The 14,916-nt window shown below is 66.7% G+C and carries 12 protein-coding genes and 1 riboswitch; of the genes, 5 read left to right on the plus strand and 7 right to left on the minus strand.

From position 1 onward, the window contains the following. Positions 1 to 2: 2 nt before the first annotated feature. Positions 3 to 80, minus strand: a riboswitch (SAM riboswitch). A 121-nt stretch (positions 81 to 201) separates the two neighbouring features. The 4 genes from ACZ5TO_RS16300 to ACZ5TO_RS16315 all read right to left on the minus strand — a co-directional run bounded on the left by ACZ5TO_RS16300 (position 202) and on the right by ACZ5TO_RS16315 (position 5,044). After that, complete coding sequence (locus ACZ5TO_RS16300) at positions 202 to 2,028, minus strand: ABC-F family ATP-binding cassette domain-containing protein (RefSeq protein WP_464798838.1); 1,827 nt, start codon at positions 2,026 to 2,028, stop codon at positions 202 to 204. Between the two features lie 3 nt (positions 2,029 to 2,031). Next, positions 2,032 to 2,688, minus strand: coding sequence for a thiamine diphosphokinase (locus tag ACZ5TO_RS16305; RefSeq protein ID WP_464800409.1), 657 nt, complete (start codon positions 2,686 to 2,688; stop codon positions 2,032 to 2,034). A 70-nt stretch (positions 2,689 to 2,758) separates the two neighbouring features. After that, a complete protein-coding gene (locus ACZ5TO_RS16310; RefSeq protein ID WP_464798839.1) occupies positions 2,759 to 4,042 on the minus strand; it encodes an NAD(P)/FAD-dependent oxidoreductase in 1,284 nt (427 codons plus the stop codon). Positions 4,043 to 4,150: 108 nt separating this feature from the next. Continuing rightward, positions 4,151 to 5,044 carry a LysR family transcriptional regulator gene (locus ACZ5TO_RS16315; RefSeq protein ID WP_464798840.1) on the minus strand — a complete coding sequence of 298 codons (894 nt, stop codon included), beginning with the start codon at positions 5,042 to 5,044 and terminating at the stop codon, positions 4,151 to 4,153. Positions 5,045 to 5,160: 116 nt separating this feature from the next. Between ACZ5TO_RS16315 and hglS the strand changes: the two genes are divergently transcribed. Genes hglS through ACZ5TO_RS16335 form a run of 4 tightly spaced genes read left to right on the plus strand, consistent with a single transcriptional unit; the run spans position 5,161 to position 10,769 of the window. Continuing rightward, positions 5,161 to 6,558 carry a 2-oxoadipate dioxygenase/decarboxylase HglS gene (gene hglS / locus ACZ5TO_RS16320; RefSeq protein WP_464798841.1) on the plus strand — a complete coding sequence of 466 codons (1,398 nt, stop codon included), beginning with the start codon at positions 5,161 to 5,163 and terminating at the stop codon, positions 6,556 to 6,558. Between the two features lie 11 nt (positions 6,559 to 6,569). Beyond that, a complete protein-coding gene (locus ACZ5TO_RS16325) occupies positions 6,570 to 7,985 on the plus strand; it encodes an FAD-binding oxidoreductase (RefSeq protein WP_464798842.1) in 1,416 nt (471 codons plus the stop codon). Between the two features lie 21 nt (positions 7,986 to 8,006). Next, on the plus strand, positions 8,007 to 9,530 hold the full coding sequence (amaB, locus tag ACZ5TO_RS16330; protein ID WP_464798843.1) for an L-piperidine-6-carboxylate dehydrogenase: 1,524 nt from the start codon (positions 8,007 to 8,009) through the stop codon (positions 9,528 to 9,530). A 6-nt stretch (positions 9,531 to 9,536) separates the two neighbouring features. Continuing rightward, a complete protein-coding gene (locus tag ACZ5TO_RS16335; protein ID WP_464798844.1) occupies positions 9,537 to 10,769 on the plus strand; it encodes a pyridoxal phosphate-dependent aminotransferase in 1,233 nt (410 codons plus the stop codon). 153 nt (positions 10,770 to 10,922) lie between these two features. On the opposite strand, the gene ACZ5TO_RS16340 is transcribed toward ACZ5TO_RS16335, so the two are convergent. Beyond that, positions 10,923 to 12,023 (minus strand): saccharopine dehydrogenase family protein, encoded by a 1,101-nt coding sequence (locus ACZ5TO_RS16340; protein WP_184144846.1) that lies wholly within the window; start codon positions 12,021 to 12,023, stop codon positions 10,923 to 10,925. Between the two features lie 112 nt (positions 12,024 to 12,135). On the opposite strand from ACZ5TO_RS16340, the gene ACZ5TO_RS16345 reads away from it, so the two are divergent. Continuing rightward, a complete protein-coding gene (locus ACZ5TO_RS16345; protein WP_184144845.1) occupies positions 12,136 to 12,576 on the plus strand; it encodes an Lrp/AsnC family transcriptional regulator in 441 nt (146 codons plus the stop codon). A 232-nt stretch (positions 12,577 to 12,808) separates the two neighbouring features. Here the strand turns inward: ACZ5TO_RS16345 and ACZ5TO_RS16350 are convergent, their stop codons facing one another. Further along, complete coding sequence (locus ACZ5TO_RS16350; RefSeq protein WP_464798845.1) at positions 12,809 to 14,062, minus strand: NAD(P)/FAD-dependent oxidoreductase; 1,254 nt, start codon at positions 14,060 to 14,062, stop codon at positions 12,809 to 12,811. A 77-nt stretch (positions 14,063 to 14,139) separates the two neighbouring features. Continuing rightward, positions 14,140 to 14,793, minus strand: a complete 654-nt coding sequence (locus tag ACZ5TO_RS16355; protein ID WP_464800410.1) for a GntR family transcriptional regulator — start codon at positions 14,791 to 14,793, stop codon at positions 14,140 to 14,142. Positions 14,794 to 14,916: the final 123 nt, after the last annotated feature.

Genomic DNA, 14,916 nt, shown 5'->3' on the forward strand with positions numbered 1-14,916 from the left:
AAGGTTTTCCTCGCGCGGCCCTTTAGCGACTTGTTTAACGTGGCTGCAAGCCGGCCGGCCAAATCACCACGGTCTCCTTGATAGCGCTACTTCAAACGCGAATCAATCGGCGCGGCAAGGCCCGGACGCGGGCGGCATCCGGGCGGGCGATGGTCAAGCCCGAGCATGACGATAGAACGTACCGGATGACGGCAACGTCGTTCAGCCCTCCAGCTCCTCCCGCAGCATTTCCAGCTCCAGCCATTCCTCTTCCATCTTCGTCAGTGAGGAGCGCAGCTTTTCCAGGTCCGCGGCGAGCTTGTTGAAGGCGGCGGGGTCCTTGGTGAAGAGGGTCGGGTCGGCCATCTTCGCCTCGCGGGCGGCGATGTCCTTTTCCACCTTCTCCATCTCCTTCGGCAGGTTTTCCAGGGCGAATTTCTGCTTGTAGGAGAGCTTTGCCTTCGCCTTGTCCGCCGGGGCCGCGGCGGGCGCGGCATCGGAGGCCTTCGCCTTCTCGGCCTTCTCCGCCCTGCGCTTCTCCTCGATGGCGCCGCGGCGCTGGGCCATCATGTCGGAATAGCCGCCGGCATATTCGATCCAGCGGCCGTCCGGATTTTCCGGGTCGGCGGGCGCGATGGTCGAGGTGACGGTGCGGTCGAGGAAGTCGCGGTCGTGGCTGACCAGCAGCACCGTGCCGGCAAAGCCCGCGACGATCTCCTGGAGGAGATCCAGCGTCTCGATGTCGAGGTCGTTGGTCGGCTCGTCGAGGATGAGAAGGTTCGTCGGCCGCGAGAGGATGCGCGCCAGCATCAGCCGGGCGCGCTCGCCGCCGGAAAGGTTGCGGATCGGCGTGCGGGCCTGCTCGGGCTGGAAGAGGAATTCCTTCATGTAGCCCGTCACATGGCGCTGCTCGCCGTTCACCAGCAGCGTCTCGCCGCGCCCGTCGGTGAGATAGTGCGCGAGCGTGTCGTCGAGGTTCAGGTCCTCGCGGCGCTGGTCGAGCGTGGCGATCTCCAGGTTCGTGCCGAGCTTCACCGTGCCGCTGTCGGGCGCAAGCTGGCCGGTCAGCATCTTCAGGAGCGTCGTCTTGCCCGCGCCGTTCGGGCCGACGAGGCCGATGCAGTCGCCCCGGTGCACGCGGATCGAGAAGGGTGCGACGATGGTGCGCGCGCCATAGGCCTTCGTGATCTTCTCCGCCTCGATCACCAGCTTGCCGGATTCCTGCGCATCGGAGGCGCTCGCCTGCACGCTGCCCTGCGGCCCCTTGTGGCCGCGGTAGCGGGCGCGCAGGTCGTGCAGTGCGCCGAGGCGGCGCATGTTGCGCTTGCGACGGGCCGTCACGCCGTAGCGCAGCCAGTGCTCCTCGCGCTCGATGGCCTTGCCGAGCTTGTGCTGCTCCAGCTCTTCGGCCTCCAGCACCTCGTCGCGCCAGGCCTCGAAATGACCGAAGCCCCGGTTGAGCCGGCGCGACTGGCCGCGGTCGAGCCAGACGGTGGCGTTGGAGACCTTTTCGAGGAAGCGGCGGTCGTGCGAGATGACGACGAGGGCCGAGCGGGTCGATTGCAGCTCGCCTTCCAGCCATTCGATGGTCGGAAGGTCGAGATGGTTGGTCGGCTCGTCGAGAAGCAGGATGTCCGGCTCCGGCGCCATGACGCGGGCGAGCGCCGCCCGGCGCGCCTCGCCTCCCGAGAGCGACTTCGGGTCCTCGCCGCCGGTAAGGCCGAGATGCTCGAGCAGATAGGTGACGCGGTAGGGATCGTCGGAGGGGCCGAGGCCCGCTTCCGCATAGGCCGCGACCGTGTCGTAGCCCTCGAAATCCGGCGCCTGGTGCAGGTAGCGGATCGTCGCGGACGGATGGCGGAAGACCTCGCCGGACTGCGCCTCTGCAAGGCCGGCGGCGATCTTCATCAGCGTCGACTTGCCCGAGCCGTTGCGCCCGACGAGTGAGATGCGGTCGCCGGGCTCCACCTGCAGGCTCGCGCCGGCAAGCAGCGGCGTGCCGCCGAAGCTGAGGAAGATATCGTCGAGTTTGAGGATGGGCGGTGCCAAGGGTCAGGCTCCTGAAAGGTCATAGGGCCGCGCGATGAGGACGGCGCGGCCGGAGGCGAGCGAAAGGCGGATCGGGCCTTCCGCAACATTGGAGATGGTGCGCGAGGAGCCGAAGGGCAACGAGAAATCGGTGAGCGGATAACGCACATTGGAAAGGAAGAGGCCGGCGAGCGGCGAAAGGCCGAGGACGGAGAAGAGGCTGTCCTTCGGCAGGTCGATCTCGCGGGTGCCGGGCAGGAGCGGCCAGGCCTCCTCCTCGCCGGAGGTGAGCTTGATGGCAAAGCCCTCCTCCGCCAGCGAGACGGCATGAAGGAGATGCATCAGCGCATGGTCGCTGCGCTCGCCGCCGAGCGCGCCGGCAAGGACAATGCTCTTCGCGCCGCGTTCGGCCGCGGCGGAAACGGCGATCGCCCCGTCCGTCTCGTTCTTGGCGGTCGGATAGGGCTGGCGCTCGACATGCGGCCATGCGGCGAGAAGCGCGGGCGGCGTGGAATCGAAATCGCCGACCCAGACGTCCGGCGTGACGCCGAGGCTTGCGGCGTGCCGCATGCCGCCGTCCGCCGCGATGAGGCGGGCGCCGGCGACGTCCGCGGCAAGCCGCGGCGTCGCCGTGAGGGCGCCGCCGAGGAGGACGACGAATTTTTCGGTCTGGTCCGGCATGGTCATGGCCGATGCCCTTAGCGCATGTCGGGCGGAAAGGGAAAGATTTTGGCGACCGTACGGCAGGAACCTAGAGGCGCGCGCCCGCGAAATGGGCGACCTGCGCCCCGAGCTCGTAATAGCCCTCGCGCAGCGTCCGGAACGACTGGGCTTCGGCATCGGTGATCGGCAGCGGCAGGTCCATTTCCGTAATCGCGCCGGAAACGAGCTCGGCGAGCGTGCGGCCGAAGACCGTGCCGGGCGCGATGCCCCGGCCGTTATAGCCGGAAAAGCCGACGACGTTCTCGGCAAGGCGGTGGAAACGCGGCAGGTTGTCGGTCGTCATGCCGATCTTGCCGTACCATTCCGCCTCGAAGGCGACGTCGCCGATGGCGGGGAAGAGCTTCTTCAGCGCCCGCCGCGCCCAAGCCTTGTGGACGGCCGCGCCCGAACCGCGCAGCGCCCCGACGCTGCCGAAGACCAGCCGGCCGCGCTTGTCGAAGCGGAAGGAGGAGAGCACCTCCTTCGTATCCCACGCGCCCTGCCGTTCCGGCAGGATCTTGGCCTGCATCTCCGCGGAAAGCGGCACGGTGGCGAAGTTGAAATAGGGAAGATGCACGAGCTCGGCCCGCACCTCGTTCCACGGCGAAACGGTATAGGCATTGGTGGCGACGACCACCCAGTCCGCCGTGACGGACCCGTGCGGGGTCTTCACGCTCCAGCGCTTGCCGGTCCGCTCGGCGCCCGTCACCGGGCTGCCGGTGAAGGCTTCTGCCCCGGCCGCCATCGCCGCGCGGGCAAGGCCGCGCACATAGGCGAGCGGCTGGATCGTGCCGGCGCGCATGTCGAGGAGCGAGCCTGCATAGGCCTCCGTGCCCACCTTCGCGGCCGTCTCGGCGGCATCGAGCAGGCGGACCGGCGCGCCGCGACGGGCCCATTGCTCGGCGCGCTGCTTCAGTTCGTCGAGGCCGGATTGGCCGACCGCACAGTGCAGCGTGCCGGCCGGGTTGATCTCGCAGTCGATCGCATGTTTTTCGACGAGGTCGAAGACGAGGCGCGGCGCGTTTCCGAGGAGTTCGAGAAGCCGGCTGCCGTAAAGATCGCCGAGGACGCCCGGCAGTTCGTCGGGCATCACCCACATGCCTGCATTGACGAGGCCGACATTGCGGCCCGAGCCGCCGTAGCCGATCTCCGCGCCTTCCAGAAGAACCACCCGCGTGCCGCGCTCGGCAAGGTGCAACGCGGCGGAAAAGCCGGTGAAGCCGCCGCCGACGATGACGACATCCGCCTCCGCCGTGCCGGAAAGGGATGCGGTTTCAGGAGCAGCCGGAGCGGTCATCTCCCAGAGGCCATGGGAGCGCGGGTCGTTGAGCATGGTGGTCTGTCTTTTCGGAAGGAGGATTATCCTCGCACCATCGGCGAAGCTGCACCACGACTAAAGCAAAAAATCAGAACCGGGTCATGCCCCCGCCGCATGAAGGCGTCAGGGGACCTGCCTGGCGATCCATGCCCGGAAGGCCTGGCTCAGCGGGTTCTCCAGCTTGCCCTCGGGCACGACGAGATAATAGCTGTTCTCCGTCTCCATCGGCCGGTCGAAGACGACGGCAAGGCGCCCGTTCGCAAGCTCCTGCTCGATGAGATATTTCGGCAGCAGCGCGAAGCCGAGGCCGGCGACGGCCGATTCGATCACCATGGAGAACTGGTCGAAGCGGTGGCCGCGATAGGCCGTGTCCGCCGAGCCGCCGTTCAGCTCGAACCATTGCGCCCAGAGCTTGGGGCGCGTGGCGAGATGAAGGAGCGGCGCCGCCTCCAGGTCCTTCGGCTCGGAGGGGTTCCAGGCTTTCAGGAGCTCGGGGCTCGCCGCCGGAAGGATCTCCTCGCTGCACAGATAGGAGCACGCCGCGCGCGCCCAGACGGGCTGGCCGTAATGGATTGCGAGGTCGAAATTCTCCTCGTCGAAATCGAACGGCGCGGAGCGCGAGGCGATGTTGATGATCGTACCGGGATGTTCGGCAAGGAAGCCCGGAATGCGCGGCGTCAGCCAGCGGCTGCCGAAGGTCGGCAGCGTCGCGATGGACAGGCTATGCTCGGAGGAGGCCGAGGCCATGGCGCGCAGCATGGTCTCTTCCGTCTGGTGCAGGAGCTTCCTCACTTCGGGAAGGAACCGGCGGCCGTCGTCGGAGAGCACGACGCGCTGGCGCACGCGCTCGAAGAGCAGGACGCCGAGCTGTTCCTCGAGGTCCTTGATCTGCCGGCTCACGGCGCTCTGGGTGAGGTTCAGTTCATGCGCGGCCTGCGTGAACGAGCCGTGGCGCGCGGCGCATTCGAACGCCTGCAGCGTGGTGACGTCCGGGATGAGCCTTCGACTGAGCTTCATTCATTCCTCGCATCAACATAGTCAGAACGGTCGCAATCGCTAGGGGAAACGATCCGGTATGATCCGTTTTGAGAATGATCAGGGCCTCCCACCCTTGTAAGATGAGACCGCTTCCCATGAAAGCAAATTCGTATGTTCGCGCGGACGAGATCCGCTCCGGTTTCTCTGCCGCCATGTCCGCCATGTACCGGGACGAGGTTCCGGCCTACGGCACGCTGATGGCGCTGGTCGCCGATGTCAACGACGAGACGCTCGCCGCCGACCCGCTGCTGAAGGCGCGGCTCGAAGCCACCGATTCCCTCGACCGCATCTCCGAGGAGCGCCACGGCGCCATCCGCCTCGGCACGCCGAAAGAGCTTTCCATGATGCGCCGCGTCTTCGCCGTCATGGGCATGGCCCCGGTCGGCTACTACGACCTTTCGACGGCGGGCGTCCCCGTCCACTCCACCGCCTTCCGCCCGGTCGGCGCGGAAAGCCTCAGCCGCAACCCGTTCCGCGTCTTCACCTCGCTGCTGCGCCTCGACCTCATCGCGGACAAGGCGCTGCGCGAAGAAGCCGCCGCGGTTCTGGCGGCCCGCAGGATCTTCACGGACGAGGCCGTCCGGCTCGTGGAAAAGGCCGAGCGCGACGGCGGCCTGAACGAGACCGACGCCGCCCGTTTCGTCACGGAAGCGCTCGAAACCTTCCGCTGGCACGACCGCGCCATCGTCAGTGCCGACCTGTACAGGCGCCTGCACGACGCGCACCGCCTGATCGCCGACGTCGTCTCCTTCAAGGGCCCGCACATCAACCACCTGACGCCGCGCACGCTCGACATCGACAAGGTGCAGGCGCGGATGCCGCAGGAAGGCATCGCCCCCAAGGCCGTCGTCGAAGGCCCGCCGACCCGCAAGTGCCCGATCCTCCTGCGCCAGACCTCGTTCAAGGCGCTGGAGGAGGCCGTCTCCTTCATCGGCGAGGACGGAAGCTGGCAGAAGGGCTCGCACACGGCCCGCTTCGGCGAGATCGAGCAGCGCGGCGTGGCGCTGACGCCGAAGGGCCGCGCGCTCTACGACCGGCTGCTTGCCGAAACCCGCGCCCGCGTGCGCCCGACCGCCGACGGCTCGAATGCCGCCGAATACGAAGCCGCGCTCGCCGACGTCTTCACGGCCTTCCCGGACGATTGGGACGACATCCGCAAGGCGCGCCTCGGCTATTTCCGCTATTCGCTGACGGAAAAGGGCAAGGCCGTCACCGGCCGCAATGCCGACCTCGAAACCGCCATCGAAGCCGGCCTCATCCAGTTCGATCCGATCGTCTACGAGGACTTCCTGCCGGTCAGCGCCGCCGGCATCTTCCAGTCGAACCTCGGCGACGACGCGACGCAGGATTTCGTCGCCAGCCCAAACCAGGTGATGTTCGAGCGCGACCTCGGCGCAAGCGTGCTGGACGAATTCGCCCATTATGCCGGCATCGAGCGCGCCTCGCTTGAAATGTGCCTCGGCATCGTCAACATGGCTGCCGCCGCGGAGTGACGGACGAAAGCATGATCGAGGCACGCCATATCGAAGCGCTGAAGGGTATCGCCGGCGAGAAGGGCCTTCTCACCGGACCCGACATGGCGGCCTACGAGACCGGCGCGCGCTACGACAAGGGCCGCGCCGCCTTCGTCGCCCGCCCGGCCTCGACAGCGGAGACCTGCGCCGTCGTTTCCTATTGCGTGAGGAACGGCATCGCGCTGGTGCCGCAGTCCGGCAATACCGGCCTCGTCTCCGGCTCGACGCCGGACGACAGCGGCCTTCAGGGCATTCTCAGCCTCGACCGGCTGACCGCGCCTTTCGCGTTCGACCGCGTGAACCGCTCGGTGAAGGCCGGCGCGGGCCTGCGCCTTTCCGACCTCAACGGCCGGCTGGAGGAGAGCGGCCTGTTCTTCCCCATCGACCTCGGCGCCGATCCCCGCCTCGGCGGCATGATCGCCACGAACACCGGCGGCTCGCGGTTCCTGCGCTACGGGGACGTGCGCCGCAACACGCTCGGCCTCACCGTCGTCCTCGCCGACGAGGCCGGCACCGTGCTCGACCTTTCCTCGGACCTGCGCAAGAACAATACCGGCATCGACTGGAAGCAGCTCTTCATCGGCACCACGGGCGCCTTCGGCATCATCACCGAATGCGTCCTCAATCTGGAGCCTGCGCCGAAACAGTCCGCGACCGCCCTGCTCGTGCCGGCCTCGCCCGAAGCGGTCGCAACGCTGCTCGTCGCCATGGAAGACGCGCTCGGCAGCTACCTTTCCGCCTTCGAGGGCATGTCCGGCAATGCCGTTCGCGCCGCGCTCGACCATGTGCCCTCGCTGCGCAATCCCTTCCAGGGCGGCGTGGTGCCGGATTTCGTCATCCTCGCGGAAATCTCCCGCTCCACCTCGCCGCGCGAAGGCGAACAGCCGCTCGACGCCGTGCTGGAAGAGGTTCTGGCCGCGATCTGGGAACAGGAGGGCGCGCCGCTTACGGACGCCTTCGTCGGCCCGCCACACGAGATCTGGGCGCTGCGCCATGCGCTGTCGGAAGGTGTGAAGCATAGCGGGCGATTGATCGCCTTCGATCTGTCCTTCCGCCGGGGTGACATCATGCCCTTCCTCGCCCATATGAAGGCGGAAATGCCGGACCACTTCGAGGACGTGACGATCTGCGACTTCGGCCATATCGGCGACGGCGGCGTGCACTTCAACCTCGTCGTCGCGAAAGACGACCCGCGCCTTGCCGATCCCGATTTCGAGGCGGACCTGCGCGCGTGGGTCTTCACCGTCGCGGTCGAGGGTTTCGGCGGCAGCTTTTCGGCCGAGCACGGCATCGGCCGCAAGAACCAGATTTTCTACGACCAATACACCCCGGAAAAGATCCGCGCGCTTGCGGCCGGGCTCAAAACCATCACCTCGCCGGGCCCGCTCGGCACCATGACCTTCTGAGAGACAACAGGGAGATACCCGATGACGAAAGTCGACGTGAAAAAGGAAACCGAAGCCCTTCTCGACAAGCTGGGCATTGCCCGCTCCGCCTGGCAGGGTGGCGACATGGCCTCCTACAGCCCGGTCAGCGGCGAGGAGATCGGCAAGCTGAAGACGGTTTCCGCCGCCGGGACCGACAAGGCGATCGACGCCGCCCACGAAGCCTTCAAGGCCTGGCGCCTCGTGCCCGCCCCCAAGCGCGGCGAGCTCGTGCGCCTGCTCGGCGAGGAGCTGCGCGCGTCCAAGGCCGATCTCGGCCGCCTCGTCTCCATCGAGGCCGGCAAGATCACCTCCGAAGGCCTCGGCGAAGTGCAGGAAATGATCGACATCTGCGATTTCGCCGTCGGCCTTTCCCGCCAGCTCTACGGCCTCACCATTGCCACCGAGCGCCCCGGCCACCGCATGATGGAGACCTGGCATCCGCTCGGCGTCGTCGGCATCATCTCGGCCTTCAACTTCCCGGTCGCCGTCTGGTCGTGGAACGCCGCGCTCGCGCTCGTCGCCGGCAATTCCATCGTCTGGAAGCCGTCCGAAAAGACCCCGCTGACGGCGCTCGCCTGCCAGGCGATCTTCGAGCGCGCCCTTGCCCGCTTCGGCGACGCCCCGGCAAACCTCAGCCAGGTCCTCATCGGCGACCGCGCCATCGGCGAAGCCCTCGTCGACAATTCCAAGGTCGCGCTCGTCTCGGCCACCGGCTCGACCCGCATGGGCAAGGAAGTCGGCCCGCGCCTCGCAAAGCGCTTCGCCCGCTCGATCCTCGAGCTCGGCGGCAACAATGCCGGCATCGTCTGCCCGTCCGCCGACCTCGACATGGCGCTGCGCGCCATCGCCTTCGGCGCCATGGGCACCGCCGGCCAGCGCTGCACGACGCTGCGCCGCCTCTTCGTGCATGACAGTGTCTACGACCAGCTCGTGCCGCGCCTGAAGAAGGCCTATACGAGCGTTTCCGTCGGCAACCCGCTGGAGACCTCCGCCCTCGTCGGCCCGCTCATCGACAAGCAGGCCTTCGACAGCATGCAGAAGGCGCTGGCAGCGGCCAGGGCCGAGGGCGGCGCCGTCACCGGCGGCGAGCGCGTCACCGAGGCCGGCAAGGACACGGCCTACTATGTGAAGCCCGCCATCGTCGAAATGCCCAAGCAGGCCGGCCCGGTCCTCGAAGAGACCTTCGCGCCGATCCTCTATGTCATGAAATATTCCGACTTCGACGCCGTTCTCGACGATCACAACGCCGTTTCGGCCGGCCTCTCCTCCTCCATCTTCACGCTCAACGTGCAGGAGGCCGAGCGCTTCCTGTCGGCCGACGGCTCGGATTGCGGCATCGCCAACGTCAACATCGGCACTTCGGGCGCCGAGATCGGCGGCGCGTTCGGCGGCGAGAAGGAAACCGGCGGCGGGCGCGAATCCGGCTCCGACGCCTGGAAGGCCTATATGCGCCGCTCCACCAACACGGTGAACTATTCGAAGGCCCTGCCGCTCGCCCAGGGCGTCTCCTTCGATATCGAGTAAGCGGCCATGACCGTCTCCACCAAGATCGAGGAGGCGGGCTTCACGCCCGCCTCGCGCATCGCCGCCATCGGCGTTTCAAAGATCCTACAGATCGGCGCGCGCGCGAATGCCATGAAGAAGGACGGCCTGCCGGTCATCATCCTCGGCGCAGGCGAACCCGATTTCGACACGCCCGACAACGTCAAGGAAGCCGCCAAGGCAGCCATCGACCGCGGCGAGACGAAATATACCGCGCTCGACGGCACGCCGGCGCTGAAGAAGGCGATCGTCGAAAAATTTCGCCGCGAGAACGATGTCGACTACGCAATCGACGAAGTCACCGTCGCGACGGGCGCCAAGCAGATCCTCTTCAACGCCTTCATGGCGAGCGTCAATCCGGGCGACGAGGTGATCATCCCGACGCCCTACTGGACCTCCTATTCCGACATCGTGGAAATCTGCGGCGGCGTGCCGGTGCTGATCCCCTGCGATGCCGAAGCCGGCTTCCGCCTTAAAGCGGAACAGCTCGAAAAGGCGATCACGCCGAAGACCCGCTGGGTGCTCCTCAATTCGCCGTCCAACCCCTCGGGCGCGGCCTATGGCGAGGAAGACTACCGTCCGCTCATCGACGTGCTGCTGCGCCATCCGCATGTCTGGCTGATGGTCGACGACATGTACGAGCACATCGTCTACGATGGGTTCAGGTTCGTCACCCCCGTCGCCATCGAGCCGCGCCTGAAAAGCCGGACGCTGACGATCAACGGCGTCTCCAAGGCCTATGCCATGACCGGCTGGCGCATTGGCTATGCCGGTGGCCCGAAGGCACTGATCAAGGCCATGGCCGTGATCCAGAGCCAGGCGACCTCCTGCCCGTCCTCCGTCAGCCAGGCCGCTTCGGTCGAGGCCCTCAACGGCCCTCAGGCGTTTTTGAAGGACCGCCAGGCAAGCTTCAAGCACCGCCGCGATCTCGTCGTCTCGGCCTTGAACGCCATTCCCGGCCTCGCCTGCCGCACCCCGGAAGGCGCCTTCTACACCTTCTCCGGCTGCACCGGCATGATCGGCAAGACGACCCCGAAAGGCAAGCGCATCGAAGCCGACAGCGATTTCACGGACTATCTTCTCGAAGACGCCCATGTCGCCGTCGTCCCCGGCTCCGCCTTCGGCCTCTCGCCCTATTTCCGCATCTCCTACGCCACGTCGGAAGCGGAACTGAGGGAGGCGCTGACCCGCATCGCGGACGCCTGCGCGCGGCTTTCCTGAGCCACCGCAAAGCGACCCGGCAAAAGAAAAGGGGCCTCGCGAGAGGCCCCATTTTTATTGTTCCGCGCCTTTGCGGCGTTCTTTGCTTCCCCGCGGCCGGGCCACGAACGAAAACGCCCCGGACCGGCCGGGGCGTTTGAAGAGTCCGGGAAATCAGGCGGCGCGGGCGCCGTGATGCTCCTGGGCGTAGTAATGGCCGAAGCGGTTGGCGAGGAAGGCGTCGAGGGCGATTTCTTCCTGGCGGACAAAACCCTTCGCGCGCAGCGAGCCGTCGGCGAGCATGTCGAGCACGGCGCAGATCGAGCCGGCCGTCGTGATCTGGATCGCCGAATGCAGGCTGCCGGCGACCGGGGCGCTGTAGACCTTGTTGGCGTAGGTTTCCTGGATGAGGCGACCGTTCTTGCGGCCCGAGACGGTCACGAAGATGATGACGACGTCCTGCGTGGTGGTCGGCAGGGCATTCTCGAAGATGTCTTTCAGGACTTCGCGGCGATGGCGCAGGCCGAGGTCGTTGAGCAGCGCCTTCATGATGGCGGCATGGCCCGGATAGCGGATCGTCTTGTAGTTCAGCGTGCGCACCTTGCCCTTCAGCGTCTCGCAGAGCGTGCCGAGGCCGCCCGAGGTGTTGAAGGCCTCGTAGGTCACGCCGTCGAGCGAGAACTCCTCGCGCTCTTCCAGCGCCGGGACCTCGATCAGCGCGCTTTCGACGATGGCTTCGCAGGGCTCGATATATTCGTTGATGACGCCGTCCGTGCTCCAGGTGAGGTTGTAGTTGAGCGCGTTGGAGGGGTACTGCGGCAGGGCGCCGACGCGCATGCGCACGCTGTCGAGCGTGTCGAAGCGGCTGGCAAGGTCGTTGGCGACGATGGAGATGAAGCCCGGCGCAAGGCCGCACTGGGGAATGAAGGCCGTCGTGGCGTTTTCGGCGATGCGCTTGACCTGGCGGGTGGATTCGACGTCTTCCGTAAGGTCGAGATAGTGGACGCCCGCGGCGGCGGCAGCTTCCGCGATGGCGACCGTCAGGTGATAGGGCGCAGCCGAGAGAACGGCGAACTTGCCGGTGAGCAGCGCCTTCATGGCGGCGGCATCGGCGATGTCGACGACGGCGGTGGAAACGGCGGCGTGGCGCTCGATGGCGGCAAGCTGGTCTTCCGAGCGGTCCGCGACGGTGACGCGGTAGTCCCCGCTATGGGCCAGCATGCGCGCGATGGTCGAGCCGATCTTGCCTGCGCCGATGACGACGATGTCCTTCATGTGATTTCCCTCCGGCATGAATTGATGCGCTTATTTTGACGGCGGGACCTGTCGATTTAAAGCGCCGCATCTGGCATAATGCGCCATCGATATCGGCAGAACGACGGTGAAAATGAGCATTTCGACGCTAGGCGCCAAGGATCGGGAGCTGCTTGCCATCCTCAGCGAGAACGCCCGCGAGCAGACCGCGACCATCGCCCGCAGGCTCGGCCTTTCCCGCACGACCGTGCAGGCGAAGATCGACCGGCTGGAACGCGACGGCGTCATCGCCGGCTACGGGGTGAAACTTTCCGACGCCTACGAGAGCGGCATGGTGAAGGCCCATGTCCTCATCACCATCGCCCCTAAGACGCTGGCGCGCATCACGACGGAACTGCACGCCATCTCGGCCGTGCGCACGCTCCATTCGGTCAGCGGCAGCTTCGACCTCATCGCCGTGGTGGAGGCGGCGTCCATCGCCGAGCTCGACCACCTCATCGACCGCATCGGCGCCATCGACGGCGTGGAGCGCACGCTGTCGTCGATCATCCTGTCGACGCGGATCCGGCGATAGGGTGGCGCGGGCACTGGAACGGTTGGCATTCGACAGCCACCAGCCAGACCCACCACCTCTCCATCGTCATCCTCGGGCTTGACCCGAGGATCCACCGACACGGCAGAACCTGTCTTTGTGGCATGGATCCTCGGGTCAAGCCCGAGGATGACGACGGTGGGAGGGGGGTGGGGAGAGTGTGAGAGCTGGAAATGCACGCGGCCGAGCTTAGTCAAAGCAAGGCCCCTTGCCCTCAGGCGATGAACCGCTCCGGCCGGTACGGGCCGATATTGATCGCCGTGCGCTCGCCCAGCATCTTTTCCGCCAGCACGCGGCCGGTGATCGGGCCGAGGGTCATGCCGTGGTGGGCGTGGCCGAAGGCGAACCAGAGGCCGGCGTGGCGCGGGGCCTTGCCGATGATCGGCATCATGTCCGGCGTGCAGGGGCGGGCGCCCATCCACGGCTCCTCGTCGCGCCGCTCGGCGAGCGGGAAGAATTCGCGCGCCACCTTTTCCGCCCGGCGAAGCTGCACCGGGGTCTTGCGCGTGTCGCGCCTTGCGAATTCCGCGCCGGTCGTCAGGCGGATGCCGCGCAGCATGGGCGCGAGGAAATAGCCGCGCTCGGCATCGAGCACCCAGTTGTTGAGTTTTGCGCCCTCTTCCGCGCCGTAATGCATATGGTAGCCGCGCTTGACGGCGAGCGGGAAGTGATAGCCGAGCTTGCGCGTCACCGTATCGGCCCAGGGGCCGAGCGCGACGACGACGTCCTTCGCCTCGAGCGGGCCTTCGGGCGTGGCGATGCGCCAACCCTCGCCCTCCAGCACATGCTCGATGGTGGCCGCATCGCCCGATTTCAGCTCGCCGCCGAGCGACTGGAAATAGGCGAGATAGCGCTTCAGGAGGCTCTGCGGATCGAGGATCGACCACGGATCGGTCCAGCGGAGGCCTCCCGTGAGTTCGGCGCGGATATCCGGCTCGGCGGCGGTAAGCTCCGCCGGCGTCAGCTTCTGGTGGTTGACGCCGAAATTGGCCGAGAGCTTTTCGGCTTCCGCATAGGCCGCGTCGCGCGCCTTCTCCGTGCGAAAAACCTTCATCCAGCCGTCCTTGCGGATGAGTTCCTCGGCGCCGGAGGCGGCGATGAGGTCGGCATGCTCGCTGATCGAATGCTCGATGAGCGGCGCATAGAGATGGGCGATGCTCTGGTGCTGGCGGAAGCCGGAATGCCACCAGTAGCGCGCCAGGAACGGGATGATGCCGGGGATCGCGGACGGATGGTAATGCGCGTCGATGGTGTTGTTCAGCGCGTAGCGGAAGAGCGCGCCGAAATCGTGCGGGAAACCGTAGGGGTAGACGCCCTCGCGCTGGATGAGGCCGGCATTGCCGTAGGAGGTTTCCTCCGCCGCCCCGCGCCGGTCGATCAGCACGACCTGCTTGCCGCGCCGCGCCAGGTGGATCGCCGTCGAAATGCCGACCACGCCCGCGCCGAGAACAATCACATCCGTCTTCATCTGCCTGCCCCAAGGAAAGTCACGTCGGTTCATCAATGCATGCGGCCCGCGGCAAGGCAACACCCGCGGCCGGAGGCCTACTGCCCCGCAAGCCGGAGCAGGTTTTCTATCGCCGCGCGCTCGAAGCCGCCGATGCCCTCGGAGATGTCGGCCTTGATCGCGGCGGCGACGGCCTCCTCGTCGCGCTTGCGCAGCGCCGCGATCGCCTCATGGTGACGGTCGACGAAATAGAGCTGGGCGACATGCTCCATGGCGATGCCGAGGAAGGGGCCGAGCTGGAGCCAGACGCTCTCGACCATCGGCATGATCACCTGCTCGGGATTGGCCGTGTAGAGCGTGCGGTGGAATTCCTGGTTGAGGAGCAGCGCGGTCGCATTGTCCTTGCGGGCGATGGCCTCGTCCTGCGCCCTGTCGATCTCCTCCAGCCGGTCGATGCGCCGCTCGGTGATATGCGGCACGGCGCGGCGGGCGGCATGCTGCTCCAGCACGGCGCGCAGCGAGACAAGCTCGCTGAAGCGGTCGGCTGTCATGCGCGGCACCATGATGCGGCGGTTGTCGAGGACGCGCAGCGCCCCTTCCGAGGACAGGCGCCGCAAGGCCTCGCGCACCGGCGTCGGGCTCGATTCCATGGCTTCCGCGATCCCCCGGATCGTCAGCGATTCCCCGGGCCGGATGGAGCCCACCATGATCGCCTGGCGCAGGCGCCGATGCGCATATTCATGCGTCGTCATGCCTTCCGGCCGGTCCAGCGGCTCAAGCGCCAAGTTGCCCAATCCATTCCTCCTGCGAAAGGCCGCCGGGTGCTATCCTGCCCGTCGGACAGGTTCTAGCAGCTTGACCCACGACAAGAAAGT

It is taken from the genome of Shinella sp. Sh6 (assembly GCF_055392685.1).

What these genes read in the sequence shown, in the direction of transcription:
- ACZ5TO_RS16355 (WP_464800410.1), bottom strand. Translation starts at nt 14,793, where the DNA reads ATGACGACGCATGAATATGCGCATCGGCGCCTGCGCCAGGCGATCATG.
- ACZ5TO_RS16325 (WP_464798842.1), top strand. Translation starts at nt 6,570, where the DNA reads ATGATCGAGGCACGCCATATCGAAGCGCTGAAGGGTATCGCCGGCGAG.
- ACZ5TO_RS16350 (WP_464798845.1), bottom strand. Translation starts at nt 14,062, where the DNA reads ATGAAGACGGATGTGATTGTTCTCGGCGCGGGCGTGGTCGGCATTTCG.
- ACZ5TO_RS16345 (WP_184144845.1), top strand. Translation starts at nt 12,136, where the DNA reads ATGAGCATTTCGACGCTAGGCGCCAAGGATCGGGAGCTGCTTGCCATC.
- amaB (WP_464798843.1), top strand. Translation starts at nt 8,007, where the DNA reads ATGACGAAAGTCGACGTGAAAAAGGAAACCGAAGCCCTTCTCGACAAG.
- ACZ5TO_RS16335 (WP_464798844.1), top strand. Translation starts at nt 9,537, where the DNA reads ATGACCGTCTCCACCAAGATCGAGGAGGCGGGCTTCACGCCCGCCTCG.
- ACZ5TO_RS16305 (WP_464800409.1), bottom strand. Translation starts at nt 2,688, where the DNA reads ATGCCGGACCAGACCGAAAAATTCGTCGTCCTCCTCGGCGGCGCCCTC.
- hglS (WP_464798841.1), top strand. Translation starts at nt 5,161, where the DNA reads ATGAAAGCAAATTCGTATGTTCGCGCGGACGAGATCCGCTCCGGTTTC.
- ACZ5TO_RS16340 (WP_184144846.1), bottom strand. Translation starts at nt 12,023, where the DNA reads ATGAAGGACATCGTCGTCATCGGCGCAGGCAAGATCGGCTCGACCATC.
- ACZ5TO_RS16310 (WP_464798839.1), bottom strand. Translation starts at nt 4,042, where the DNA reads ATGCTCAACGACCCGCGCTCCCATGGCCTCTGGGAGATGACCGCTCCG.
- ACZ5TO_RS16315 (WP_464798840.1), bottom strand. Translation starts at nt 5,044, where the DNA reads ATGAAGCTCAGTCGAAGGCTCATCCCGGACGTCACCACGCTGCAGGCG.